We start from the raw sequence: 20,496 nt of genomic DNA, 5'->3' as shown, positions 1-20,496 counted from the left end.
CGTCGTACAGGAGTACGTGTGCGGTGGGGTTCTGGTTCCCGGACCGGGCCGGCCGACACCTTCCGCCTACAGCGGGACGACCGTCGCCTCGGTGGCCTTCACGCTGGTCCACACGGTGCTCCCGTCGGCGATGCCCAGCTCGGCGGCGGCCCCCGGGGTGATCTCCGCGACCAGGTCCGGGGCCTCGGCGGAGGTGATCAGCAGCCGCAGCCGGCTGCCGCCCGAGGTGATCTCACGGACCGTGCCGGGCCAGACGTTGCGCGGGGAGCCGGTGGGCCTCTCCCGGTGTACGGAGACGGCTTCCGGCGCGATGACCGCGAGGGCGTCCGAGCCCGCCGGGAGGGGTTCGGCGACCACGAGGTGTCCGCCGCCCTCCAGGGCCAGGCCGTCGGCGGTGGCGGTGCCGGGCCAGGCGTTGCGGCCCAGCATCCGGGCCACCCACGGCGAGCGCGGGTGCCGGGTGACCTCGGCGGGCGGCTCGTCCTGGAGGACCCGGCCGTCCTCCAGCACCAGGACCCGGTCGGCCAGCGAGACGGCCTCGACCGGGTCGTGGGTGACGATCAGGCAGACCCCGCCGAAGTCCGCGAGGTGCCCGCGCAGGGTGTGCCGCACCCGGGCCCGGGTGGTCTGGTCGAGGGCGGCGAGCGGTTCGTCCAGCAGCAGGAGCCGGGGGCGGGCCGCCAGCGCGCGGGCCAGGGCGACCCGCTGGGCCTGACCGCCGGAGAGCTGGGCGGGCTTCCGGTGGGCGAGGTGGCCCACCCCGAGCCGGTCCAGCCAGCCCTGGGCCTCGCGCCGGGCCTCGGCGCGGGGCACCCCGTGGGCGCGGAGCCCGTACGCCGTGTTGGCCAGGGCGCTCAGGTGCGGGAAGAGCGCCCCGTCCTGGGGCACCCAGGCGACGCCGCGGCGGTGCGGGGGGAGTGCGGTGACGTCGCTGTCGCCGAGGCGCAGGGCGGCGTGCGCGCGGGGCGTGAGGCCGAGGAGGGCCCGCAGGAGTGTCGTCTTGCCCGCGCCGTTGGGGCCGACCACCGCGATGGTGGTGCCGGGTCCGGCGTCCAGGGTGAGGTGGGTGAAGCCGGTGACGTCGGCGTGCAGCGGCCAGGGTTCGGACGGCGCGGGCGCCTTCGGCGTACGGGAGGTGGCCTCCGTCCCGCCGGCCCCGTGCCCCTTGGCTCCGTAGCCGGCTCCGTACGCATCGGTCGCCTCGTCCGTACCGTCGGAGCGGTCGGGAACGGACCGGAGTACGGGGTCCCGGTGGTCGCCCGGGGTGCCGGTCCAGCGGCCCCGCAGCGCGATGAGCACGATCATCGCGATGGCCAGGAGCAGCAGCGACACCGAGGTGGCGGCCTCCGGCGAGTCCTGGAGCAGCAGATAGACCTGGAGCGGCAGGGTCTGCGTGGTGCCGGGGAGGTTCCCGGCGAAGGTGATGGTCGCGCCGAACTCACCGAGCGCCCGCGCCCAGGTCAGGGCCGCTCCGGCGATCAGCCCGGGGGCGACCATCGGCAGCGTCACGGTGAGGAACACCCGGACCGGCGAGGCCCCGAGGGAGGCCGCGGTCTCCTCGTACCGGGGGCGCAGCCCGCCGAGCGCGCCCTCCAACGAGATGACCAGGAACGGCATCGCGACGAACGTCGCCGCGAGCACGGCCCCCGAGGTGTGGAAGGGGAGCGTGACGCCGAAGGCGTCCTCCAGCCAGGGGCCGAGCAGCCCGCGCCGCCCGAACGCCAGCAGGAGGGCGACGCCGCCGACCGTGGGCGGCAGGACCATCGGCAGCAGGACCAGCGAGCGGACGAACGCCTTGCCGGGGAACGGCACCCGGGCCAGCAGCCAGGCCAGCGGCACCCCGAGCAGCAGGGAGAGCCCGAGCGCCCACAGGGAGACCAGCAGCGAGAGCCGCAGCGCCTCGGTGGTGGCCTCGGCGGTGAGGTGGTCGCCCAGCTCGCCCCAGGAGGTGCGGACGAGGATGCCGACGAGCGGCAGCATCAGGAACGCCACGGCCAGCAGGGCGGGCACCGTCAGCAGCAGGGGTGCGCGGGCCCCTGCGGTGCGGCGGCCGGGACGTCTCATCGGGGTGACCTCGTCGGGCTCGGAGTGCGGTGCGGTGCCCGGCAGGCCCGTCGGACGGGACGGGGCTGCCGGGCGGTACGGGGCTGCCGTGCGGGTGCGGTTACGGCTGCTGGAAGCCCGCGCCCCGGAGGATTTTCTGCGCGGCGGGCGTGGATAGCCAGGCGACGAACGCGGCGGCGGCCTCGCTGTGCTCCGACGTCTTCAGGGTGGCGGCCGGGTAGGAGGCGATGGCGTTCTCCGCGTCCGGGATCTCGATCGCATCGACCTTGTCGGTGGCGGTCGCGGCGTCGGTCCTGTAGACGAGCCCGGCGTCCGCCTCGCCGAGCGAGACCTTGGACAGGACCGCGCGGACGTTGGGCTCCTGGGAGACCGGCTTCACCGCGATCTTCTGCGCGTCGAGGATCTGCGCGCTGTAGCGGCCCACCGGCACCTCGGGGGCGGCCAGGACGACCTTCAGCTTCGGGTCGGCGAGGTCCTTCAGGCTCCCGACCTTCTCCGGGTTGCCCTCGCCGGTGGCGATGACGAGGCGGTTCTTGGCGATGACGGTCGGCTTCCCGGTGTCGCCCGAGAGGCCGTCCATCGTCTTGGTGTCGGCGGTGACCAGCGCGTCGGCGGGGGCGCCCTGCTTGACCTGTGCGGCCAGTTCCTGGGAGCCCGCGAAGGAGAAGGTCACCTTCGTGCCGGGGTTCTCCTTCTCGTACGCGGCCCCCGCCGCCTTGAAGACGTCGGTCAGGGAGGAGGCGGCCAGCACGGTCAGGTCGGCCGCGGGGGCGCCCGTCGCGGCCGCCGAGCCGCTGCCCTCGCCCTTGTCCTTGGCCGAACCGGAGTCGTCGCCGCAGGCGGCGAGCGGGATCAGGAGGGCCGTGGTCAGGACGGCGGCGGCCGCACGGCGGCGGTTGATCAGCGGGGACATGAGGGTCTTGGCTCCTTGGATGCTCGTGGTCGGCCGGTCTCAGACGCGGTCGATGTGCACGCTCGTCGACTTCACCCGGGCGGTCGCCTGCATGCCGACCTCGAGCCCCAGCTCCTCCACCGCCTCCCGGGTCAGGAGCGAGACGAGCCGGTGCGGACCGGCCTGGATCTCGACCTGGGCCGCGACGTCGCCGAGTTTCACCGCGGTGACGATGCCCGGGAACGCGTTGCGGGCCGAGGTGTACACGGCCTCGTCCTCGCCGCCCGCGCCCTGGCCGACCTCGATCGAGAAGGCGGCCAGCGCACGGCCGTCGATCAGACGCCGGCCGGCCTCGTCGCGATGGGTCGCGACCCGGCCGGCGTCCGCCCAGCGGCGGGCGGTGTCGGGGCTGACCCCGAGAAGTCGTGCTGCCTGACCGATTGTGTAGGACTGCATGTGCGACACGCTAGGCCAACCGGGCTGGCATTTACCATTCTCCGGACGATGATCCAGCGCAGATGCGAGACCTGTCGGAGGAACGTACGGGGCGCACGGAACGGGCCGCGCCGGTTTCCCGGTCGCGGCCCGTACGGTGTGACGGTCCCGGGTCAGGTCGCCGGGCTCGTCGCCGGCATCTCGCCCTCGGTGGTGGTCACGTCGATCACGGTGAACGCGGCGCCCTGCGGGTCGGTGAGGGCGGCGAACCGGCCGAACGGACTGTCCGTCGGCCCGAACCGCAGCACCCCGCCGCGTTCGGTCGCCTTCGCCACGGCGGCGTCGCAGTCCGGAACGGCGAAGAACACGTTCAGATACGCGGGCACCTCCGGCGGGAAGTCGTCGCCCATCGCCATCCGGCCGAGGACCGTCTCCCCCTGGACGTCGAACATGGAGAAGTCCATCGACTCGTCGTCGAACTTCCGCATGGTGTACGGGAAGACCGAGGGGTAGAACGTGTCGACCTTCTTCGGGTCCCGGGTGAAGACCTCGCCCCAGCAGTACCCGCCGGGCGCGCCCATCTCCGTCTCGAACCCCTCGTGGCTGCCGCCCTGCCAGATGCCGAAGACCGCTCCACCGGGGTCACGGGCCAGTGCCATCGTGCCGAACTCACCGACCCGCATCGGCTCCATCAGCACCTCGCCGCCGTTCGCGCGGACCTTCTCCGCGGTGGCGGCCGCGTCCGGCGACGCGAGATACAGACACCACGCCGACTGGCCCTCCGCGCCCGGCATCGGCGGGACGACGGCCGCCGCCGCCTTGCCGTCCGCGTACGCCTGCGTGTAGTTGCCGAACTCCGACGAACTCTCGCCGAACGTCCAGCCGAGCACGTCACCGTAGAAGCTCTTGGCGCCCTCCACATCGGCGAACATGGCGTCCGCCCAGCATGGGGTGCCCTCGGGTTGTACAGCCATGGTGCCGGTCCTTCCCTGGAGTCCCTGTCTTCGGCCCCGCCCGTACGGCCCCCGCCCGCACGGGCAACGCTAGTCAGCCGGGGGCGGGTCCGCGCGTCGGGAGAACTCCGGGAGGGAAGGGCGCCCGGGCTCCTGGCTAGGAGGAGCCGGTCCGGTGCCGGGCGGGCCGCTCATCGGCGACGTGGTCCGCGCAGTCGGGGTTCTCGCAGGGCCCCGCCCGCCAGACGGGGACGAAGATCCCGAGGGACTTGTGGCGGTGGATCTCGGAGGGGACGGGCTGTTTGCAGGTCGGGCACATGAAAGCGGCCCGCTGTCGGGTGTCACGCTCTTTGCTGGCCATTTACTCACGATAGGCGGGGCGGGAGATTTTGGAAAGTCTTTCCCTTTGCGTTGCCGGGGAATGGTGTCGCTTTCCGTGACCCTACTTGTCCGTATCGGCGTCGGACGCGTCCGTACCGCCCGGACTTTTCGCCGGACGGCGCATGCTCAACGTCACCGATACCGCCAGAATGACGATGATCACCGCGAGGCTCACCGGCGACGGAATCTCCGGGATCGAGGTGCTGATCATCTTGTGGGAGGCCTGCAGGATGAGCTTGACCGCGATGAAGGCGAGGATGACCGCCAGTCCGTGGCTCAGGTAGTGGAACCGGTCCAGCAGCCCCGCCAGCAGGAAGTACAGGGCCCGCAGCCCCAGGATCGCGAAGGCGTTGCTGGTGTAGACGATGAAGAGGTCGTCGCTGACCGCGAGCACCGCGGGCACGCTGTCGACCGCGAAGATCAGGTCGGCCGCCTCGATCGCGGCGACCACCGCGAGCAGCGGGGTGGCGACCCGCCGCCCCTCCTCGCGGACGACGAAATGCGTGCCGGAATAGTGGTCCTGGACCGGCATTATTTTTCGCAGCAGCCGTACTGCGAAGCTCTTGCCCGGGTCGAAATTCTCCTCCTGGCCGCTGAGGATTTTATAGCTGCTGTAGAAAAGGATCGCGGCGAACAGGAACAGGACGAAGGTGAAGCGGTTGACCACCGCGACGCCGAGGGTCAGGAACACCGCGCGGAACACCAGCGCGCCGATGACGCCGAAGAAGAGCACCCGGTGCTGATACTCCCGGGGCACCTTGAAGTACGCGAAGATCAGCGCGAAGACGAAGAGGTTGTCGACCGAGAGGCTCTTCTCCAGCAGCCACGCGGTCGTGTACTCCGTTCCGGCGGTCGACCCGAGGGTCAGGAAGACGACCCCGCCGAAGATCAGCGCGAGGCTCACCCACAGAGCGCTCCACAGCCCGGCCTCCTTGAAGCCGATGACATGCGCCTTGCGGTGTGCGAGGAGGTCGACCGTCAGCGAGACGACGACGGTCGCGGCGAACACGATCCAGAGCCACACCGGTACGTCCACGCCGGGGTCCTCCCACTCGGGTTTTTACGAGTGTGACCCGCCCGCTCCGTTGCCGCCCGCCGGAGGGCGCCGGGTGGCGGCCGCGACCGAGGCCATCAGCTCCGCGTCGAGGAACGAGGGGTCGGCCAGCCGGGTGGCGGCGGCGTAGGAGTTCAGCAGCGCCTTGGTGACCCGCAGCGCGGCCTCCGGGCGGCGGACCACCGGCTTCGCCCAGGCGGCGACCGCCGCGTCCAGCTCCGCCTCGGGCACCACCCGCTGGAGCACCGACAGCTCGTGCGCCTCGGCGGCGTCGAAGGCCCGGCCGGTGAGGATCAGCTCGCGGACCCGGGCCGCGCCCACCTCGTGGATCAGCCGCGGCAGCAGCCCGCCCCAGGCGGTCGGCAGCCCGAGCGCCAGCTCCGGCAGCCGGAAGGAGGCGGTGTCCGCGCCGACCCGCAGATCGCAGGCGAGGGCCAGCGCGAACCCCGCGCCGACCGCCTTGCCCTGCACCCGGGCGATGGTCACCGCCCGGCCGCCGGAGATCGCCTCGCAGACCCGGCGGGCCTTCTCCCCGGCGACCCGGATGCCCCGGCCGGCGGGGTCCTCCTCCAGCCACCCCGCGAACTCGGTGCGGTCCCCGCCCAGGCAGAAGTCGTCACCCGCGCCGCTGAGCACCAGCACCCGCACCTCGGGGTCCGGGGCGGCAACGATGTCGAGCAGCTCGTCGAGCATCGCCTCGGTCACCGCGTTGCCGGTGTCCGGCGCGTGCAGTTCCACCTGCAGGACGGGCCCCTCGCGCCGGGTGCGTACCGTCGCGGAGCGGCCGGCGGGGGTCAGGAAGTCGGGCAGCGAGAGCTTCACAGGGCCACGCCCAGGGAGGTGATCCGTCTGAAGACCATCCGGGGGGCGTGCACCGGCCGCGCGACGGTGTGCAGGGTGGGGAAACGATCCAGCATCCGCGCCAGCAGCGTCCGCGCCTCCAGCTTGGCCAGCGCCGCGCCCAGGCAGTAGTGCACCCCGCCGCCGAAGGTGAGGTGGCTGCCGCCGCGCAGGATGTCGAAGGCCCCCGGATCCGGGTTCCGCCGCGGATCGTGGTTGGCCGCGCCGTACAGGACGTGGATCATGCTGTCCTTCTTGATCGGGACCCCGGCCAGGACGGTGTCCTCGGCGGCGATCCGGGTGTTGATGTGGATGGGCGGGTCGTACCGCAGGACCTCGTCGACGGCCGCGTCGATGTGTTCCGGGTACTTCCGCAGCCACGCCCACCGGCCGGGCTCGGTCAGCAGGGAGGTCATCGAGGTGAGCAGCGTCGCGGTGGTCTCCAGCGAGGCGATGGTGACGAACATGGTCAGCCGGTAGAGGATCTCGTCCGCCCGCTCCCGGTCCGGCTCCATCGCGTCCCAGGTGTGGATCCAGCCGGTCAGCACGTCGTGGCGGGGCTCCGCCCGGCGCCGGGCGACCAGATCGGTGAAGTAGGCCCGCAGCCGCAGGGTCGCCTCGGCGGAGACGGTGAGCTGCGACTTGGTGGGGAGCAGTTCCTGGGCGAACACCTGGTTGTGGGTGATCTCCAGGATGTCCGGGTAGTCCTCGGGCGGTATCCCCAGCCAGCCGCCGACGGTGCTGATCGGCAGCTGCTCGCTGACGGTGGAGACGAAGTCCGCCTCACCCCAGCGGAGCTTCTCCGCCAGCTCGTCCAGCAGCCGGTCGGCGTCGCGCTCGACGTCGGGGGTGAGGCGTTCGATGGTGGAGCGGTCGAAGAGATTGCCCAGGGAGCGGCGCTGGCAGGTGTGCTCGGGGGCGTTGAGCCGGGCGAGGGTGGTGGTCATCTCCCGGGTCGCGATCGCGTCCCACTGCTTGGAGTCGTCCTGCCGCTCCTGCCAGGCGAGGTCCGGGGCGAGCCAGTTGCGGCCCCGGAGCACCTGACTGCAGGCGTCGAAGCCGGTGACGAAATACCCGTTCCACGGAGCGCGGACGACGTCACCCATCGTCCGCAGCTCCGCGAGTATTCCGTACGGCTCGGCCTGTCCTTCCGGGGAATTGAGTCTGCGGAGCAGCCCGATGACCGCGCGCCGTCCGTCGGGCGTCCTGGTTGTACCGCCAGTGATGCTCACGCAGAGTTCCTCGACCTAGGCCCGTGGTTACCGCCCTGAACCTACCCCTCCGGATATCGACGCCAAGCATCGTTCCCTGTTGCCCCCGTCACATGCAATCGTCACTAAATGCCCGTTGTCACAGGCGAATTGTCAGCCTGTGAGTCATACGCGGAACACGTCGAGGAACGAACTCCACCAGCCCTTCTGCTTCTTGGCCGGTTCCTGTGCGTGACGGGGTGTCACGGAGGGAGCGGCGGGCGCGTTCCGGAACGGGTCGGGCAGCTGGGCGGAGGTCTGGGCCGGGGCCTGCACCCCGTTCCCCGCACGCCGCGCGGCCGTCGGGGTGAACCGCACGGGCAGCGCGACCAGGGCCCGGTGGAACGGGCCCGGCCGCCAGGCCACACCCGAGGCGGGCACGGCCAGCGAGAGGTCCGGAACGGTGTTGAGGATCTTCTCGATCGCGGTCAGCGCGATCAGCGTCGCGGGCGACTTGGCCGGGCATACGTGCGGGCCGGCGCCCCAGGCCAGGTGGGCGCCCTTGCTCAGGGTCTGGCGGGCGTCGGTGAGCCCCGGGTCGCTGTTCGCGGCGGCGAAACTGATCAGTACGGGGGTCTCCGCCTTCAGCGTCACCCCGTTCAGCTCGATGTCCCGCACCGGGTAGTGCGTCGCGTAGTTGGCGATCGGCGGGTTGTTCCACAGGACGTCGTCCAGCGCGTCCTCGACGAGCAGCCCCGAACCGCGCCGCTCGGGCGCACCCGGCTCGTCGCCCGCGAGCATCAGCAGCAGCGCGTTGCCGATCAGGTTGCGCTCCGGCTCCACGCCCGCGCCCATCAGCATCACCAGCTGGTCCTTCAGCTCCTCGTCCCGCAGCCCCGCCGGGTGCTGGATCAGCCAGGAGGTGATGTCCTCGCCGGGCTGGCGGCGCTTGATCGCGACCAGCTCCATCAGGCACTCGGTCAGCTCGGCGTTGGCGCGGAGCACGTCCTCGCCGTCGAAGATGGCGGACATCGAGCGGGTCAGCCGGTCGCCGATGTCGCCGGGGCAGCCGAAGAGCTGGTTGAACAGCAGCAGCGGCAGGAGCTTGGCGTACTCGTTGAGCAGATCGGCGGTGCCGCGCTCGATGAACTGGTCGATCAGGTAGTCGGCGATCCGCTCGACGTCCCGGCTCAGCCTGCTGCTGTTGAGCCGCGACAGCGACTCGGTGACGGCCTTGCGCAGCCGCAGGTGCTCCGCGCCGTCGGTGAACAGGCAGTTGGGCCGGTACACCATCATCGGCAGGACGGGGCTGTCCATGGGGACGGCACCCTCGCGCAGCGCGGCCCAGCGCCGCGAGTCCCGGGCGAACAGCGCCGGGTTCTGCAGCACCCGCAGCGCCGCCTCGTGCTGGACGATCAGCGTGGCGTCCACGCCGGGCGCGAGCTCGATGGGCGCGGCGGGGCCGTGCGTACGGGCCGCGTCGTAGAAGCGGTGCGGATCGGCGGCGAACTCCGGTCCGTACAGCGACGTCTGCTGCTGGTGCATGGGGCACCCGGCGGGGGCGCTGTACGGGGTGGCTCCCGGCTGCGGGTCCATGTCGGCTTCCTCGGTGTGATCGCGGGGCCCGGTCGGCCCCGGCTCGGTATACGTCTGGGGGTGCGTCAGGCCGCGTGCGCCAGCAGGTGGCGGACCAGGGTGATCAGGGCCTGAGCGGAGGAGTTCTGGTCCCGGGCGTCGCAGAAGACGACCGGGGTGTCCGGCAGCAGGTCGAGCGCCTCGCGCAGTTCGTTCTCGGCGTGCTGCGAGTACGGGTCGAAGCTGTTGACGGCGACCGCGTACTCCAGCCCGTACGTCTCGACCAGGTCGATGACGGGGAACGTGTCGGCGAGCCGCGCCGGGTCGACCAGGAGGAGCGCGCCCAGCGAACCGCGCGCCATGTCCTCCCACAGCTCCACGAAACGCTGCTGGCCCGGCGTGCCGAACAGGTACAGCACCAGTTCGTCGCTGAGCGTGAGGCGCCCGAAGTCCAGGGCGACGGTCGTCGTCTTCTTGTCGGGTGCGCCGCGCAGATCGTCGACCTGGGCCGCGGCCTGGGTCATCCGCTCCTCGGTGCGCAGCGGGGTGATCTCGGACAGTGTGCCGATCAGGGTCGTCTTGCCCACGGCGAAGTGCCCGACGACGAGGATCTTCGCCGCGCGCTGCACCGCGTCCGGCACATAGATGCTCTCAGCCGAACCGGACTTGGAGTCCATGCAACACCTCTTCGAGGATCTTCCTGTCAACGAGCTGGGCCGGCGGCGGCGCCTTCCGGCGCAGCAGGTGTCCCTGCTGGTTTAAATCCTGGAGCAGGAGACGGGCCACCCCGACCGGCAGGCCGAGGTGACCGGCGACCTCGGCCACCGACAGATAGCCGCCGGAGCACAGCTCCCAGATCGCCTTGACCTCGGGGCTGGGGTTCGGCGGCGGCTGACGGTCGGGCGCGAGGGTGACCAGGGTGACGAGGGAGAGGTCCTCCGCGTCGGGCAGCCCCCGCCCGCCGGTGATGACATAGGACCGGACGAACCCGCTGCTGACCTGCTGCTCCTCGCCCGGCGCCGTCATATTTCGCTGCTCGCGTTCTGGCGGGGCGGCGTGGTCATCGCCTTCCCCAGCGCGGTGACCTGCTGCTGCATCCGGAAGGACATCGCCTCCATGTCCACGTCGGCGGCGGCGGTGGCGGCGAGGTAGGCGCCGGTGCCGGCGGCGATCAGGAAGATCCAGCCGTCCTCGTACTCCAGGAGCGTCTGCCGCCAGCGGCCGGGCTCACGGGTTCCGATGAAGGGGGCGACGGCCCGGCTGAGGGACTGCATGGAGCTCATCGCCGCGGCGACGGTCTCCGCGTCGTCCCGGCCGATCTCGCTGGAGTTGGCGAGCAGCAGGCCGTCGGCGGACACGAGGATCGCGTGCCTGGCGCCGGGTACCTGGAGCAGGTCGTTGAGCACCCAGGACAGATCGGGGTTCACTGGAACTCGGGTCCTTCCGTCGTCGTCGTGTCGCGTCCGGACCGGGTGCCGCGCTGGAACGCGCCGAGTCGGGAGGCGGTCTCCTCGTTGCTGCGCACGGGCTGCGGTTCCGCCGACGGCACCGCGGAGACCGGGCTCTTACGACGACGTTTCGGCAGCCCCCCGGCCGTGGTGGTGATCTGGGCCAGCGGCTGGGTGGCGGTGTCGGGCTGCGGGGTGGGCGGGAAGAGCGGGGTGGGCGCCGGAGCCGGGGCCTGCCACTGGTCCGCCTGCCGCACCTGTGGTGCGGGGGAGACGGCCGCTTCGGGCGCTTCGGCGGGCGCGGCGGCCGGCGGCGCCTCCGTGGTGAGCAGTTCGTCGGGGATGAGGACCACCGCGCGTACGCCTCCATAGGGGGAAACGGAGTCCACCGAGACCCGGAAGCCGTAGCGGGCGGCGAGCATCCCGGAGACGGCGAACCCGAACTGCGGCGGGATGCCCAGGCTGGAGACGCTGATCGCGGCCTGGGGGGAGAGGAGGGCCGCCGCGCGGTCCTTCTCCTCCTGGCCCATGCCGAGACCGGCGTCGTCGACGATGAGGCAGACGCCCGTCGGCACGGCCTGGATGTTGATCTCGACCGGGGTGCCGGGGGCGGAGTAGTTCGTGGCGTTGGCGAGCAGCTCGGCGAGGACCACGGCGACGGGTTCGACCGCCCGGCTGACGACGGAGAAGTTCACCTGGCCGTTGACCCGGACCCGGTCGAAGTGCCGGATACGGCCCTGGGCGCTGCGGGCCACGTCGAAGACGGAGGCCACGGTCTCGCGCCGGCCGAGCCAGCCGCCGCAGAGCACGGCGATGCCCTGGGCACGCCGGCCGAACTGGCTGTTGGCGTGGTCCATGGCCATCAGGTCGGCGAGGATCCCGGGATCGTCGCCGTACTTGCGCTGGGCCTTCTCGATCACGACCTGCTGTTCGTCCGCGAGGCCCTGGAGGGTGCGGACGGCGGCCTTGAGGACGGCTTTGGTCTCCTCCTCGGCGTCCTTGCGGACCTCCGCCAGTTCGGTGGACTGACGCTGGAGCAGACCGTTGTGGACGACGTGGAGTTCGTCCCGTTGGTGCAGGAGCGCGTCGCGCTCCTGGCGCAGCTCCGCATGGTGTCTGCGGAGCTTGACGTTGGTCGCGCGAGCCCGCAGAACGGCACCCACGGCGACCAGTGCTACGACAACCAGCGCCCAGATGACGGGGCCCTGTGGAAATGTCATGAGACTCACTTCAAGTGCCATGGCGGAAACGGCTTGACACCCCGTCATGCGGCACGCAGCCAGGGCTCGTTCGCCACGACCGTGCGCCGCTTCGGGAGGTGCCCCTCCGAAGGTGGGGCCGAGGATTTCATCCCTCCCGGAATGCCCCCACACGCCATCAGCCCACTGGAAGTAAGATGATCTTATCATCGGCCGCGCGCCGAAATGTCAAGGCCGCCACGCCAGTTGCCAGTCGACTCACAACGTTCACATTGCGGAGACCTGGAGGACGGCAACCGGTCGCCGCCCGCCGGGGGTTGGTCAGCCCGGTGACCCCGTGGAGGCGCGGGTCTCCAGGGACCAGGAGTGCCGGCGGACGGTGTCGGGGGCCGCGCGGCCCGCGAGGATGTCGCAGAGCAGCTCGGCGCAGGCGCGCCCGTACGCGGTGGGGTGCAGGTCGACCGCGGTGACGGGCGGTTCGGCGCCCCGGGTCGCCGTGCCGTCGACGCAGGACGCGACGAGCAGGCCGGCGCCCGCGGGGCCGACGGCCGCACCGGTGCCGCCCGGCCTGCCGGGCCCGCCGCCTTCGCTACGGCCGCCTTCGCCGGCTCGCCCGCTTCCGCCGCTTCCGCCGTTTCTGCCGTTTCTGCTGCTTCCGCAGCTTGCCTCGCTTGCACTGCTTGCGCCGCGTGCCTCGCTTGCCTCGTGTGCGCTGCTTGCCCCGCTTGCGCTGATTGCGCCGACCTTCCGGCCGAGGGCCGCCGCCGCGCGCAGGACGCCCGGGGCGGAGCCGTCGGGGGCGCAGATCACGGCGTCCACGGCGGGGTCGGCGGCGAGCAGGGCCCGGGTGGCCGCCTCGGCCTCGGCCGGGGTCGCCGCGAACGGCACGGTGCGCAGGGTCACCGCCACCCCGTGGGCCCGGCCCCAGGATCCGGCCGTCGCGCGCAGGGCGGTCGCCCAGGCGGAGGAGCCGGACGGGGCCAGGAGCGCCGGGCGGCGGGCGCCGCGCTCGGTGACATGGTCGAGGAGGGCGGTCAGTGAGGCGGCGTTGTCGCAGACCACGGCGCCGCTGGGGCCGGTGGCCGGGCCGAGGTAGCGCTCGCCGGTCACTACCGGGACGCCCGCGTCGAGCAGTCCCGGCACCGCGCTGTCGCCGGGCTCGGGGTCGATCACCAGCAGGCCGTCGACGCGCGAGGCGATCCGTCCGCCCGCCGCCCCGGAGGGGGCGAGCAGCACCATGTCGAGCCCGTCCTCCTGGGCGCGCTCCACCGCCCCGAAGGCGAGGTTCATGTAGTAGTCCAGCCGGGTCGCGGTCGCCGGCAGATGCAGCCCGACGGCTCCGGTGCTGGCGCGGCGCAACCGCCGGGCGGCGCTGTTGGGGCGGTAGCCGAGCTCCTCCGCGACCGCGCGGACCCGGTCCCGGGTGGCTTCCGCGACCCGCCCCGAACCCTGGAGCGCGTCGGAGACGGTGCTCTTGGAGACCCCGGCGGCGCGGGCGACATCGAGCAGGGTCACGGTCCGGGAGGTCACGGGGGTGAAGTCTAGACGTTCGCCCAGGGGGCGGCGAAGGGTTGCCGGAACGTTCCGGCAGGGTTAGGTTCGACCCGTTGCCGGAACGTTCCGGCACTCCTCTCCGTGTCCGTTCTGCCCGTGCCCGCCCCGCCGGCCCCTCCCTCCCCAGGAACCCGCCATGCGTCTGATCACCGCGTACGACCCGCCCGCGTCCCCGACCCGGACCCGCCCCGCCGAGCGCGCCCCCCTGCGTGTGGCGGCGGTCCAGCAGCGCTGGCACCGTGACCCCGCCGAGCACCGGGCCGCCCTGCTGGAGGGCGTCCGGCTCGCCGCGGCCGAGGGCGCCCGCGTGGTCTGTCTCCAGGAGCTGACGCTGTCGCCGTACTTCGCCGTCGTACGCCGGGCCGACCACCCCGCGCCCGCCGCGCCGGAGGAGCTGCTGACCGGCCCCACCTTCACGTTCGCGGCCGGGGCCGCCCGTGAGCACGGCGTGTACGTGCACGCCTCGCTGTACGAGAAGGCCCCGGCGCCCGGCGGTGAGGACGACGGCCTCGGCTACAACACCGCGATCCTCGTCGCCCCCGACGGCGCCCTCGCCCAGCGCACCCGCAAGACCCACATCCCGGTCACCGAGGGGTACTACGAGGACGACTGGTTCCGCCCCGGTCCGGCGGGCGATGACGCTTTCCCGCTGGTCACGGTCGACGAGGCCCGCTTCGGCCTGCCGACCTGCTGGGACCAGTGGTTCCCGGAGCTGGCGCGCGCCTACTCGCTCGCCGGGGCCGACGTCCTCGTCTACCCGACCGCCATCGGCTCCGAGCCGGGCTTCCCCGGCTTCGACTCCCAGCCGCTCTGGCAGAAGGTGATCACCGGGAACGCCATCGCCAACGCCACCTTCATGGTCGTGCCGAACCGCATCGGTGCCGAGAACGGCCTCACCTTCTACGGCAGTTCCTTCATCGTGGACCCGTACGGCCGCGTCCTGGCCCAGGCTCCCCGTGACGAGCCCGCCGTGCTGGTCGCCGATCTCGATCTCGACGCCCGCCGCGACTGGCTGGAGCTGTTCCCGTTCCTGGCCACCCGCCGCCCGGACGCGTACGGCCCGCTCACGGTGGTGGACCGCTCGCAGTGACGGACCGGCTCACAGGGTGACGGGCGCCCCCGAGGGCAGTCGTGCGCACCGGCGGCAGGCGCGGGCCGAGCCGGCGACGACCGCGTGGGAGGCGGCGGCCAGTGCGCAGGCCGCCGCCGTCAGGGGCCAGTTCTCGGCGAGGACCGACGCGGTGGCGAGGGCCAGGGTGGCCACGGCCATGGACACGCTCGCGGTGGTGCCCGTCCAGGCGACCGTGATGGGCAGCCGGTGCGGGACGGGGAGCCGGCGGGCCAGGACGCCGGTGGCGGCCAGGGCCGCGGCGGCGAGGAGGACCGCCGCCCCCGCGACGGTGGCCAGGTGCGTGGCGAGCAGCTGCGCGGCGCGGGGCACCGCCGAGGTCTGCGGGGCCCCGGTGCTCTGCACCAGGAACCAGCAGGCCAGCAGGAACGGGGCGCTGAGGGCGATGGCGCGGGCGGTGTGCCGGGCCTGGGCGATGGTCAGTTCGCGCTGGAAGCTCGCGGCCAGCTCCCGCGCCGAGCCGAACTCCGCCACCGCCCGGTGGACGGCCCGCTCGTACGGCTCGCCCTCGCCCGTGTACACCGCCACGGTCTCGGTGAGCCCGTCGCGGGCCTCCTCGACCAGACGGGACTTGGCCCGGGAGGGGCCGTGCAGGAGGGCGTCCAGCTCGGCGACGTGCTTCTCCACGAGGTCGTCGGCGCTGCCACCGCGCGCGGGGCCGGCGGTCATGCGCCCTGTCCGTGCGGCTGCGGGTGCGGGTGCGGTGCGACGGGGTTGAGGACCGAGCCGATCGCGGCGGTGAAGTCCTGCCACGCCGTGCGCTCGTCCGCCAGGAAGCGCGCTCCCGCATCCGTCAACGCGTAGCAGCGGCGCTTGCGCCCGCCGTCCGCCTCCCAGCTGCTGTGCAGCAGACCGAGCCGCTCCAGCCGGTTCAGCGCCGGGTAGATGGTGCCGGTCCGCAGTTCGAGCGCACCGCCGCTGCGCTGCTGGACCGCGGTGATGATCGCGTATCCGTGCAGCGGGGCCGGTTCGAGAACCGCCAGGAGGAGACCGTCCAGATGTCCGCGTACCGCATCCTGCCTCATGTGTAGGCAGGCTACACATGGTCGGAGGGCAGGGCCAGCGTGCCGGGTGGACGCGCCGGGGTGAGGTCGCCGTCCGTGGTGAATAAGTAGGCAGGCTACCTATCGAGCGCCGGATCGTGCTATTCCTGGGGCGGCGGCCCATACGTTGGTAGCCAACCTATGGTTCGGGCCGTCCGCGCCCCGCCCGTGCAATCCCTTGCCCGTGCCCTTGCCACCACTGCCACCACTGCCACTGTCATCGCCATGCACCCCTGGAGGGGCCCCGTGACCAAGCTGCTGCTCTCGCTGCACGTCCTGGCGTCGATCCTGGCCGTCGGGCCGATCACCGTCGCGGCCTCGATGTTTCCCCGCTACGCCAAGCCGCCGGCCCCCGGCGGCGAGGGCCCGCACGACCACGACACCCGCACGGCGGCCTTCCTGCACAAGATCTGCCGGGCGTACGCGCTCGTCGGCATCGCCGTACCCGTCCTCGGCCTCGCCACCGGCGCGCAGATGGGGGTGCTGGGTGATGCCTGGCTGCTCGCGTCGATCGTGCTCACGGCCGTCGCCGCCGCCCTGCTGATGGCGATGGTCCTGCCCGGACAGCGTGAGCTGCTCATGGACGCGCCGGTCGCCGAGCGCCGGTCGGCGGCGACGCGGCTCGCCATGACCACCGGGATTTTCAACCTGCTCTGGGCGACGGTCGTCGTGCTGATGATCGTCCGGCCGGGATCGACGACGGGGGCCTGAGGCCGGGACCGTGAAGCCGGGACCGTACGGACGGGACCCGGGCCCGGCCCCGGCCCCGGGCGGCCTGTGACCGGGGCACGGCCCCGAGGCCGCCGCACCGGTCAGCCCGTGCTGGCGTAACGGCCGGCGGGGCGGGCCAGGCCCAGGTGGCCGCGGAGCGTCGTCGCGCCGTACGCCGTCCGGAACGCGCCGCGCCGCTGGAGCTCCGGCACCAGGCCCCGGGTGATCGCCGTGAGGTCGTGCGGCAGGACGGCGGGGCGGAGCCGGAAGCCGTCGAGCCCGGCGTCACGCCAGTCGAGCAGCAGGTCGGCCAGGTCGCCGGGCGTGCCGGTGAAGATCGCGGCGTCGGAGGCGAGTCCGGTACCGGCCGACTCGTCCAGGCGTGCCCTGCGGCGGCCGGCCGCGCCCGGCTCCTCGTCCAGGAGGACCAGCAGGTCCGCGAACCGCAGGAGCGGCCGCTCCCGTACGTCCCGGCCGGTGCTCTCGACCGCCGCGCCGACCTCGGCGAGCACCTCCGACGTACCCGCCCGGTCGTGCGGCGTGAGGTGCACGACGTCCGAGGAGAGCGCCGCGAACCGGTACGGCACGGAGGCGTGCGCGAGGCTCACCACCGGCGGCGCTCCCTGCGGTGAACGCGGCGTGATCGAGGGGCCCTTGACGGAGAAGTGCGTTCCCCGGAAATCGATGTGGTGCACCTTGTCGCGGTCCAGGAAGCGGCCCGTGGCCACGTCCCGGATCTCCGCGTCGTCCTCCCAGCTGTCCCACAGCCGCCGCACCGCCTCCACCACTTCCGCGCCCTCCGCGAACAGCGGGCTCAGCCGGGCGGCGATCGATTCCGGGCCGGTCAGGTCGTCGTCGGTGAGCTGCGGGGTCGCGCGCCGGCCGAAGTGCCCTGCGTCGGCGGCGCGGGAGGAGATCTGCGGCCGCCAGCCCGCACGGCCCGCGCTCGCGTGGTCGAGCGTGGCGATGCCGGTGCCGACGTGGAACGGCTCGGTGTGCGTGACGTTCGTGGTCGGGACCAGCCCGATACGGGTGGTGAGCGGCGCGAGATGGGCCGCGAGCAGCACCGCGTCCAGGCTGCCCCGGACCTGGTCGGTGCGGTCGTCGGGCCGGTGGAGGGCGGCGGACTGGAGCCCGAGGGCGTCCTCGAAGGTGACGTAGTCGAGCAGGCCGCGCTCGGCCTCGGCGACCAGCCCGGCCCAGTACGCGGCCGAGAGCAGCTCCCCGGGCCGGGCTCCGGCGGCCCGCCATGCCGCCGGGTGCCAGCCCGCGCCGTCGAGCGCGACGGCGAGATGCAGCGGGGTGTCGGTCATGCGGGGCTCGCCTTCTGCTCGTTCACGGCCCGCCGGGTCGTGCCGGAGTGCGGGCGGAGGTGGTTCCGCAGGGTCGTTCCCGTGTAGTCCGCGCGGAACGAGCCCTTCTCCTGGAGCAGCGGCACCACCCGGTCCACCACGTCGTCCAGGCCGCCGGGGGTCAGGTGGGGGACGAGGACGAAACCGTCGGCGCCCTCCGTCTGCACGAAGTGGTCGATGGCGTCCGCGACGGTGCGCGGGCTGCCCACGAAGGTCGGACGGCCGCCGACCTCGATGACCAACTCCCGTATCGAAAGGCCGCGTTCCGCGGCGAGCCCGCGCCACTGCCGGGCGGTGGCGGCCCGGTCCCGGCGGAACACGGAGTGTCCCTTCAGGAAGTGGGCGTCGTCCTGCGGTTCGACGCCGGGCAGCGGTCCGTCCGGGTCGTAGGCGGACAGGTCGCGGCCCCAGACGGCCTCCAGGTGGGCGATGGCCGTCTGCGGGCTCACCAGGTCGCGGGCGATCTCGTCCGCGTACGCCGCCGCTTCCGCGTCGGTGTCGGCGACGACCGCGTTGGCGGTGGGGAGGATCAGCAGGTCGTCGGGGCTCCGTCCGTACGTGGCGAGGCGCCGTTTCACGTCCCGGTAGAAGTCCCGGGCCGCGTCGAGCCGGTTGTGCTTGCTGAAGACGACCTCGGCCTCCGATGCGGCGAACTCGCGGCCCGCGTCGGACTCGCCGGACTGGATGATCACGGGGTGCCCCTGCGGGCCCGGCGGGGTGGTGAAGCGGCCCGCGATGTCGAAGTGCCGCCCGCGATGGGCGAAGCGGCCTGCCCCGGCCCGTGCGAAGACCCCCGACGCGGCGTCGGCGCGCAGGTCGTCCGCCGCCCAGCTGTCCCACAACACCCGGGCCACGGAGAGGAATTCGGCGGCGCGGGAGTAGCGGTCGGCCTCGGTCAGGAAGCCGCCCCGGCGGAAGTTCTCGCCGGTGAAGGCGTCGTGGCTGGTGACCACGTTCCAGGCGGCCCGCCCGCCGCTGAGGTGGTCGAGGGTCGCGAACCGGCGCGCCACCTCGTACGGCTCGTTGTAGGTCGCGTTGACCGTGGCGGCCAGCCCGAGGTGGGTGGTCACGGCGGCCAGGGCGCTCAGCACGGTCAGGTTCTCCGGGCGTCCCGCGATGTCCAGGTCGTAGACCTGCCCCTTGTGCTCGCGCAGCCGCAGCCCTTCGGCGAGGAAGAAGAAATCGAACTTTCCTCGTTCGACGGTCCGCGCGAGCCGGACGAAGGAGTCGATCGCGATCTGGCTCTCGGACCGGGGATCCGACCAGACGGTCACGTTGTGGATCCCGGGCAGCTGTGCGGCGAGGTGTATCTGTCTCATGCCCGGTCCTCCTCGCTTCCGGCCGCCGCCGCTGCCGCCGCTGCCGTCGTAGGTGTCGCTGTCGCGGTCGCAGTCACGTTCCGCCGGGTGGGGAAGCCCGCTCCACGGGCGTACAGCACGACCGCGATCACCGGCAGCAGGAGCAGCAGGACGGCCCAGGGGAAGGAACCGCTGCCGGTGGTGTCGAGGAGGATCCCGCCGACGATGCCGCCGCCCGCCATGGCGGCGTTCCAGAGCGTGACCAGCATCGCCTGGGCCGCGTCGGCGGACGCTCCGCCCGCGTCGCCCGCGGCGGTCTGGAGCAGGGTGGGCATTCCGCCCCAGCCCAGGCCCCACAGCACGGCGGCGGCGTAGACGAGCGTGGTGGTGTCGGAGAGCACGGCCAGGAGGGCCGCGGCGACGGCGACCAGCAGGGCGCCCGCGACGGTCAGGCCGCGCAGCCGGTCGTGGATCAGGACGCCGGTGATCCAGATGCTCGCGAGCGAGGCGGCCCCGAAGACCAGCAGGATCAGCCCGGTGGAGCCGCCCAGGCCGAGGTCCTCCAGGTACGTGGCGATGTACGCGTACAGGATGGTGTGGGCCAGGACGAAGACCAGCGTGACGAACAGGACCGGGCTCACCCCCGGGATGCGCAGGGTCCGCAGCATCTTCGGCCGTTCGCCGCGCCCCTGCCCGGGGAAGTCCGGCACGGCCGCGGAGATCCACAGCAGGAGCAGCACGGTGAGCCCGGTCATGGAGAGGAACGCCACGCGCCAGCCGAGCGCGTCGCCGAGGAACGTACCGGCGGGCACACCGAGGGAGAGGGCCACCGGGATCCCCGCCATGGCGACGGCGATGGCCTTGCCCTGGAGGTGCGCGGGGGCCATCCGCCGCGCGTACCCGGCGAGCAGCGCCCAGGCCAGACCGGCCGCGACCCCGGCGACGAACCGTGCCGCCATCGTCAGTTCGTAGACGGACGACAGAGCGGTGACGGTGTTGGCGAGGGCGAAGCCGGCCATCGAGGCGAGCAGCAGCCGCTTGCGCCGCCAAGCGGCGGTGGCCGCCGTCAGCGGGATCGCGGTGAGGGCGGTGCCGATCGCGTAGACCGTCACCGTCTGCCCGGTCGCGGACTCGCTCACCCGGAGATCCGCGCTCATCGCGGGGAGCAGACCTGCGGGAAGGGTCTCGGTGAGGCTCGTGATGAAGACGGCGGTGGCGAGGGCGAGCAGGGCGAGCAACGGGAGCTTCTGCTGCGCCCTGTCCCCGCTCCGGGGCTCCGGTGCCGCCGGGGAGGCGGCGGCCGTGTCGGGTGCGGTGCTCATGGGGGCTGCTCCAAGGGTCCGGGGTCACGGGTTTCGGCCATCGGGTGCCGGTCACC

General features: G+C 72.7%; 21 protein-coding genes. 2 read left to right on the top strand and 19 right to left on the bottom strand.

Annotated features, from left to right (window positions below; translation table 11 throughout):
* Nucleotides 1-66: 66 nt before the first annotated feature.
* From IE272_RS09310 to IE272_RS09245, 14 genes are all read right to left on the bottom strand, one after another.
* Entirely contained in the window at nt 67-2,064 is a 1,998-nt protein-coding gene (locus tag IE272_RS09310) for an ABC transporter permease (protein WP_190006627.1), read from the bottom strand.
* A gap of 100 nt (nt 2,065-2,164) precedes the next feature.
* Complete coding sequence (modA, locus tag IE272_RS09305) at nt 2,165-2,977, bottom strand: molybdate ABC transporter substrate-binding protein (RefSeq protein WP_057664645.1); 813 nt, start codon at nt 2,975-2,977, stop codon at nt 2,165-2,167.
* Nucleotides 2,978-3,016: 39 nt separating this feature from the next.
* Complete coding sequence (locus tag IE272_RS09300; RefSeq protein WP_003967638.1) at nt 3,017-3,412, bottom strand: TOBE domain-containing protein; 396 nt, start codon at nt 3,410-3,412, stop codon at nt 3,017-3,019.
* A gap of 152 nt (nt 3,413-3,564) precedes the next feature.
* Nucleotides 3,565-4,365 (bottom strand): VOC family protein, encoded by an 801-nt coding sequence (locus tag IE272_RS09295; RefSeq protein WP_190006626.1) that lies wholly within the window; start codon nt 4,363-4,365, stop codon nt 3,565-3,567.
* Between the two features lie 136 nt (nt 4,366-4,501).
* Nucleotides 4,502-4,705 carry a hypothetical protein gene (locus IE272_RS09290; protein ID WP_050358389.1) on the bottom strand — a complete coding sequence of 68 codons (204 nt, stop codon included), beginning with the start codon at nt 4,703-4,705 and terminating at the stop codon, nt 4,502-4,504.
* A gap of 81 nt (nt 4,706-4,786) precedes the next feature.
* Nucleotides 4,787-5,761 (bottom strand): TerC family protein, encoded by a 975-nt coding sequence (locus IE272_RS09285; RefSeq protein WP_057664648.1) that lies wholly within the window; start codon nt 5,759-5,761, stop codon nt 4,787-4,789.
* Nucleotides 5,762-5,785: 24 nt separating this feature from the next.
* Complete coding sequence (locus tag IE272_RS09280; protein WP_050358391.1) at nt 5,786-6,601, bottom strand: enoyl-CoA hydratase/isomerase family protein; 816 nt, start codon at nt 6,599-6,601, stop codon at nt 5,786-5,788.
* Complete coding sequence (locus tag IE272_RS09275; RefSeq protein WP_050358392.1) at nt 6,598-7,725, bottom strand: cytochrome P450; 1,128 nt, start codon at nt 7,723-7,725, stop codon at nt 6,598-6,600. Before IE272_RS09275 ends, IE272_RS09280 begins: the two co-directional genes overlap by 4 nt.
* Nucleotides 7,726-7,995: 270 nt before the next feature.
* Nucleotides 7,996-9,405, bottom strand: a complete 1,410-nt coding sequence (locus IE272_RS09270) for a cytochrome P450 family protein (protein WP_078961222.1) — start codon at nt 9,403-9,405, stop codon at nt 7,996-7,998.
* A gap of 65 nt (nt 9,406-9,470) precedes the next feature.
* The gene (locus IE272_RS09265; RefSeq protein ID WP_018960846.1) at nt 9,471-10,061 is read right to left on the bottom strand and encodes a GTP-binding protein; all 591 of its coding nucleotides are present in this window, start codon (nt 10,059-10,061) and stop codon (nt 9,471-9,473) included.
* Nucleotides 10,036-10,410 carry a DUF742 domain-containing protein gene (locus IE272_RS09260; protein ID WP_050358393.1) on the bottom strand — a complete coding sequence of 125 codons (375 nt, stop codon included), beginning with the start codon at nt 10,408-10,410 and terminating at the stop codon, nt 10,036-10,038. Before IE272_RS09260 ends, IE272_RS09265 begins: the two co-directional genes overlap by 26 nt.
* Nucleotides 10,407-10,811, bottom strand: coding sequence for a roadblock/LC7 domain-containing protein (locus IE272_RS09255; protein ID WP_007452160.1), 405 nt, complete (start codon nt 10,809-10,811; stop codon nt 10,407-10,409). The genes IE272_RS09260 and IE272_RS09255 overlap by 4 nt, the downstream gene beginning before the upstream one ends.
* Entirely contained in the window at nt 10,808-12,052 is a 1,245-nt protein-coding gene (locus tag IE272_RS09250; RefSeq protein ID WP_050358394.1) for an ATP-binding protein, read from the bottom strand. The genes IE272_RS09255 and IE272_RS09250 overlap by 4 nt, the downstream gene beginning before the upstream one ends.
* 300 nt (nt 12,053-12,352) lie before the next feature.
* A complete protein-coding gene (locus IE272_RS09245; protein WP_190006625.1) occupies nt 12,353-13,561 on the bottom strand; it encodes a LacI family DNA-binding transcriptional regulator in 1,209 nt (402 codons plus the stop codon).
* Between the two features lie 160 nt (nt 13,562-13,721).
* Here IE272_RS09245 and IE272_RS09240 point away from each other — a divergent pair, with 160 nt between their 5' ends.
* A complete protein-coding gene (locus tag IE272_RS09240) occupies nt 13,722-14,675 on the top strand; it encodes a carbon-nitrogen hydrolase (RefSeq protein WP_190006624.1) in 954 nt (317 codons plus the stop codon).
* Between the two features lie 9 nt (nt 14,676-14,684).
* Here the strand turns inward: IE272_RS09240 and IE272_RS09235 are convergent, their stop codons facing one another.
* Both IE272_RS09235 and IE272_RS09230 read right to left on the bottom strand, forming a co-directional pair.
* Nucleotides 14,685-15,383 carry a permease prefix domain 1-containing protein gene (locus tag IE272_RS09235; RefSeq protein WP_050358397.1) on the bottom strand — a complete coding sequence of 233 codons (699 nt, stop codon included), beginning with the start codon at nt 15,381-15,383 and terminating at the stop codon, nt 14,685-14,687.
* A complete protein-coding gene (locus tag IE272_RS09230) occupies nt 15,380-15,739 on the bottom strand; it encodes a PadR family transcriptional regulator (protein ID WP_050358398.1) in 360 nt (119 codons plus the stop codon). The genes IE272_RS09235 and IE272_RS09230 overlap by 4 nt, the downstream gene beginning before the upstream one ends.
* Before the next feature lie 264 nt (nt 15,740-16,003).
* Here IE272_RS09230 and IE272_RS09225 point away from each other — a divergent pair, with 264 nt between their 5' ends.
* Nucleotides 16,004-16,468 (top strand): hypothetical protein, encoded by a 465-nt coding sequence (locus IE272_RS09225; protein ID WP_050358399.1) that lies wholly within the window; start codon nt 16,004-16,006, stop codon nt 16,466-16,468.
* A gap of 101 nt (nt 16,469-16,569) precedes the next feature.
* On the opposite strand, the gene IE272_RS09220 is transcribed toward IE272_RS09225, so the two are convergent.
* From IE272_RS09220 to IE272_RS09210, 3 genes are read right to left on the bottom strand one after another with little or no spacing between them, the layout of a single operon-like run.
* Entirely contained in the window at nt 16,570-17,781 is a 1,212-nt protein-coding gene (locus tag IE272_RS09220; protein WP_190006623.1) for an LLM class flavin-dependent oxidoreductase, read from the bottom strand.
* On the bottom strand, nt 17,778-19,139 hold the full coding sequence (locus tag IE272_RS09215) for an NtaA/DmoA family FMN-dependent monooxygenase (RefSeq protein WP_190006622.1): 1,362 nt from the start codon (nt 19,137-19,139) through the stop codon (nt 17,778-17,780). Before IE272_RS09215 ends, IE272_RS09220 begins: the two co-directional genes overlap by 4 nt.
* The gene (locus tag IE272_RS09210) at nt 19,136-20,440 is read right to left on the bottom strand and encodes an MFS transporter (protein WP_190006621.1); all 1,305 of its coding nucleotides are present in this window, start codon (nt 20,438-20,440) and stop codon (nt 19,136-19,138) included. The genes IE272_RS09215 and IE272_RS09210 overlap by 4 nt, the downstream gene beginning before the upstream one ends.
* Between the last annotated feature and the right edge of the window lie 56 nt (nt 20,441-20,496).

It is taken from the genome of Streptomyces anulatus, assembly GCF_014650675.1.
In the GTDB taxonomy this organism is placed as follows: Bacteria; Actinomycetota; Actinomycetes; order Streptomycetales; family Streptomycetaceae; genus Streptomyces; species Streptomyces anulatus.
This window is presented reverse-complemented; position numbering and strand designations above follow the sequence as displayed.

Coding starts and splice junctions, on each gene's coding strand:
- IE272_RS09265 (WP_018960846.1), bottom strand. CDS start 10,061: ATGGACTCCAAGTCCGGTTCGGCTGAGAGCATCTATGTGCCGGACGCG.
- IE272_RS09235 (WP_050358397.1), bottom strand. CDS start 15,383: ATGACCGCCGGCCCCGCGCGCGGTGGCAGCGCCGACGACCTCGTGGAG.
- IE272_RS09230 (WP_050358398.1), bottom strand. CDS start 15,739: ATGAGGCAGGATGCGGTACGCGGACATCTGGACGGTCTCCTCCTGGCG.
- IE272_RS09210 (WP_190006621.1), bottom strand. CDS start 20,440: ATGAGCACCGCACCCGACACGGCCGCCGCCTCCCCGGCGGCACCGGAG.
- IE272_RS09300 (WP_003967638.1), bottom strand. CDS start 3,412: ATGCAGTCCTACACAATCGGTCAGGCAGCACGACTTCTCGGGGTCAGC.
- IE272_RS09270 (WP_078961222.1), bottom strand. CDS start 9,405: ATGGACCCGCAGCCGGGAGCCACCCCGTACAGCGCCCCCGCCGGGTGC.
- IE272_RS09295 (WP_190006626.1), bottom strand. CDS start 4,365: ATGGCTGTACAACCCGAGGGCACCCCATGCTGGGCGGACGCCATGTTC.
- IE272_RS09290 (WP_050358389.1), bottom strand. CDS start 4,705: ATGGCCAGCAAAGAGCGTGACACCCGACAGCGGGCCGCTTTCATGTGC.
- IE272_RS09275 (WP_050358392.1), bottom strand. CDS start 7,725: ATGGGTGACGTCGTCCGCGCTCCGTGGAACGGGTATTTCGTCACCGGC.
- IE272_RS09250 (WP_050358394.1), bottom strand. CDS start 12,052: ATGACATTTCCACAGGGCCCCGTCATCTGGGCGCTGGTTGTCGTAGCA.
- IE272_RS09220 (WP_190006623.1), bottom strand. CDS start 17,781: ATGACCGACACCCCGCTGCATCTCGCCGTCGCGCTCGACGGCGCGGGC.
- IE272_RS09310 (WP_190006627.1), bottom strand. CDS start 2,064: ATGAGACGTCCCGGCCGCCGCACCGCAGGGGCCCGCGCACCCCTGCTG.
- IE272_RS09215 (WP_190006622.1), bottom strand. CDS start 19,139: ATGAGACAGATACACCTCGCCGCACAGCTGCCCGGGATCCACAACGTG.
- modA (WP_057664645.1), bottom strand. CDS start 2,977: ATGTCCCCGCTGATCAACCGCCGCCGTGCGGCCGCCGCCGTCCTGACC.
- IE272_RS09240 (WP_190006624.1), top strand. CDS start 13,722: ATGCGTCTGATCACCGCGTACGACCCGCCCGCGTCCCCGACCCGGACC.
- IE272_RS09260 (WP_050358393.1), bottom strand. CDS start 10,410: ATGACGGCGCCGGGCGAGGAGCAGCAGGTCAGCAGCGGGTTCGTCCGG.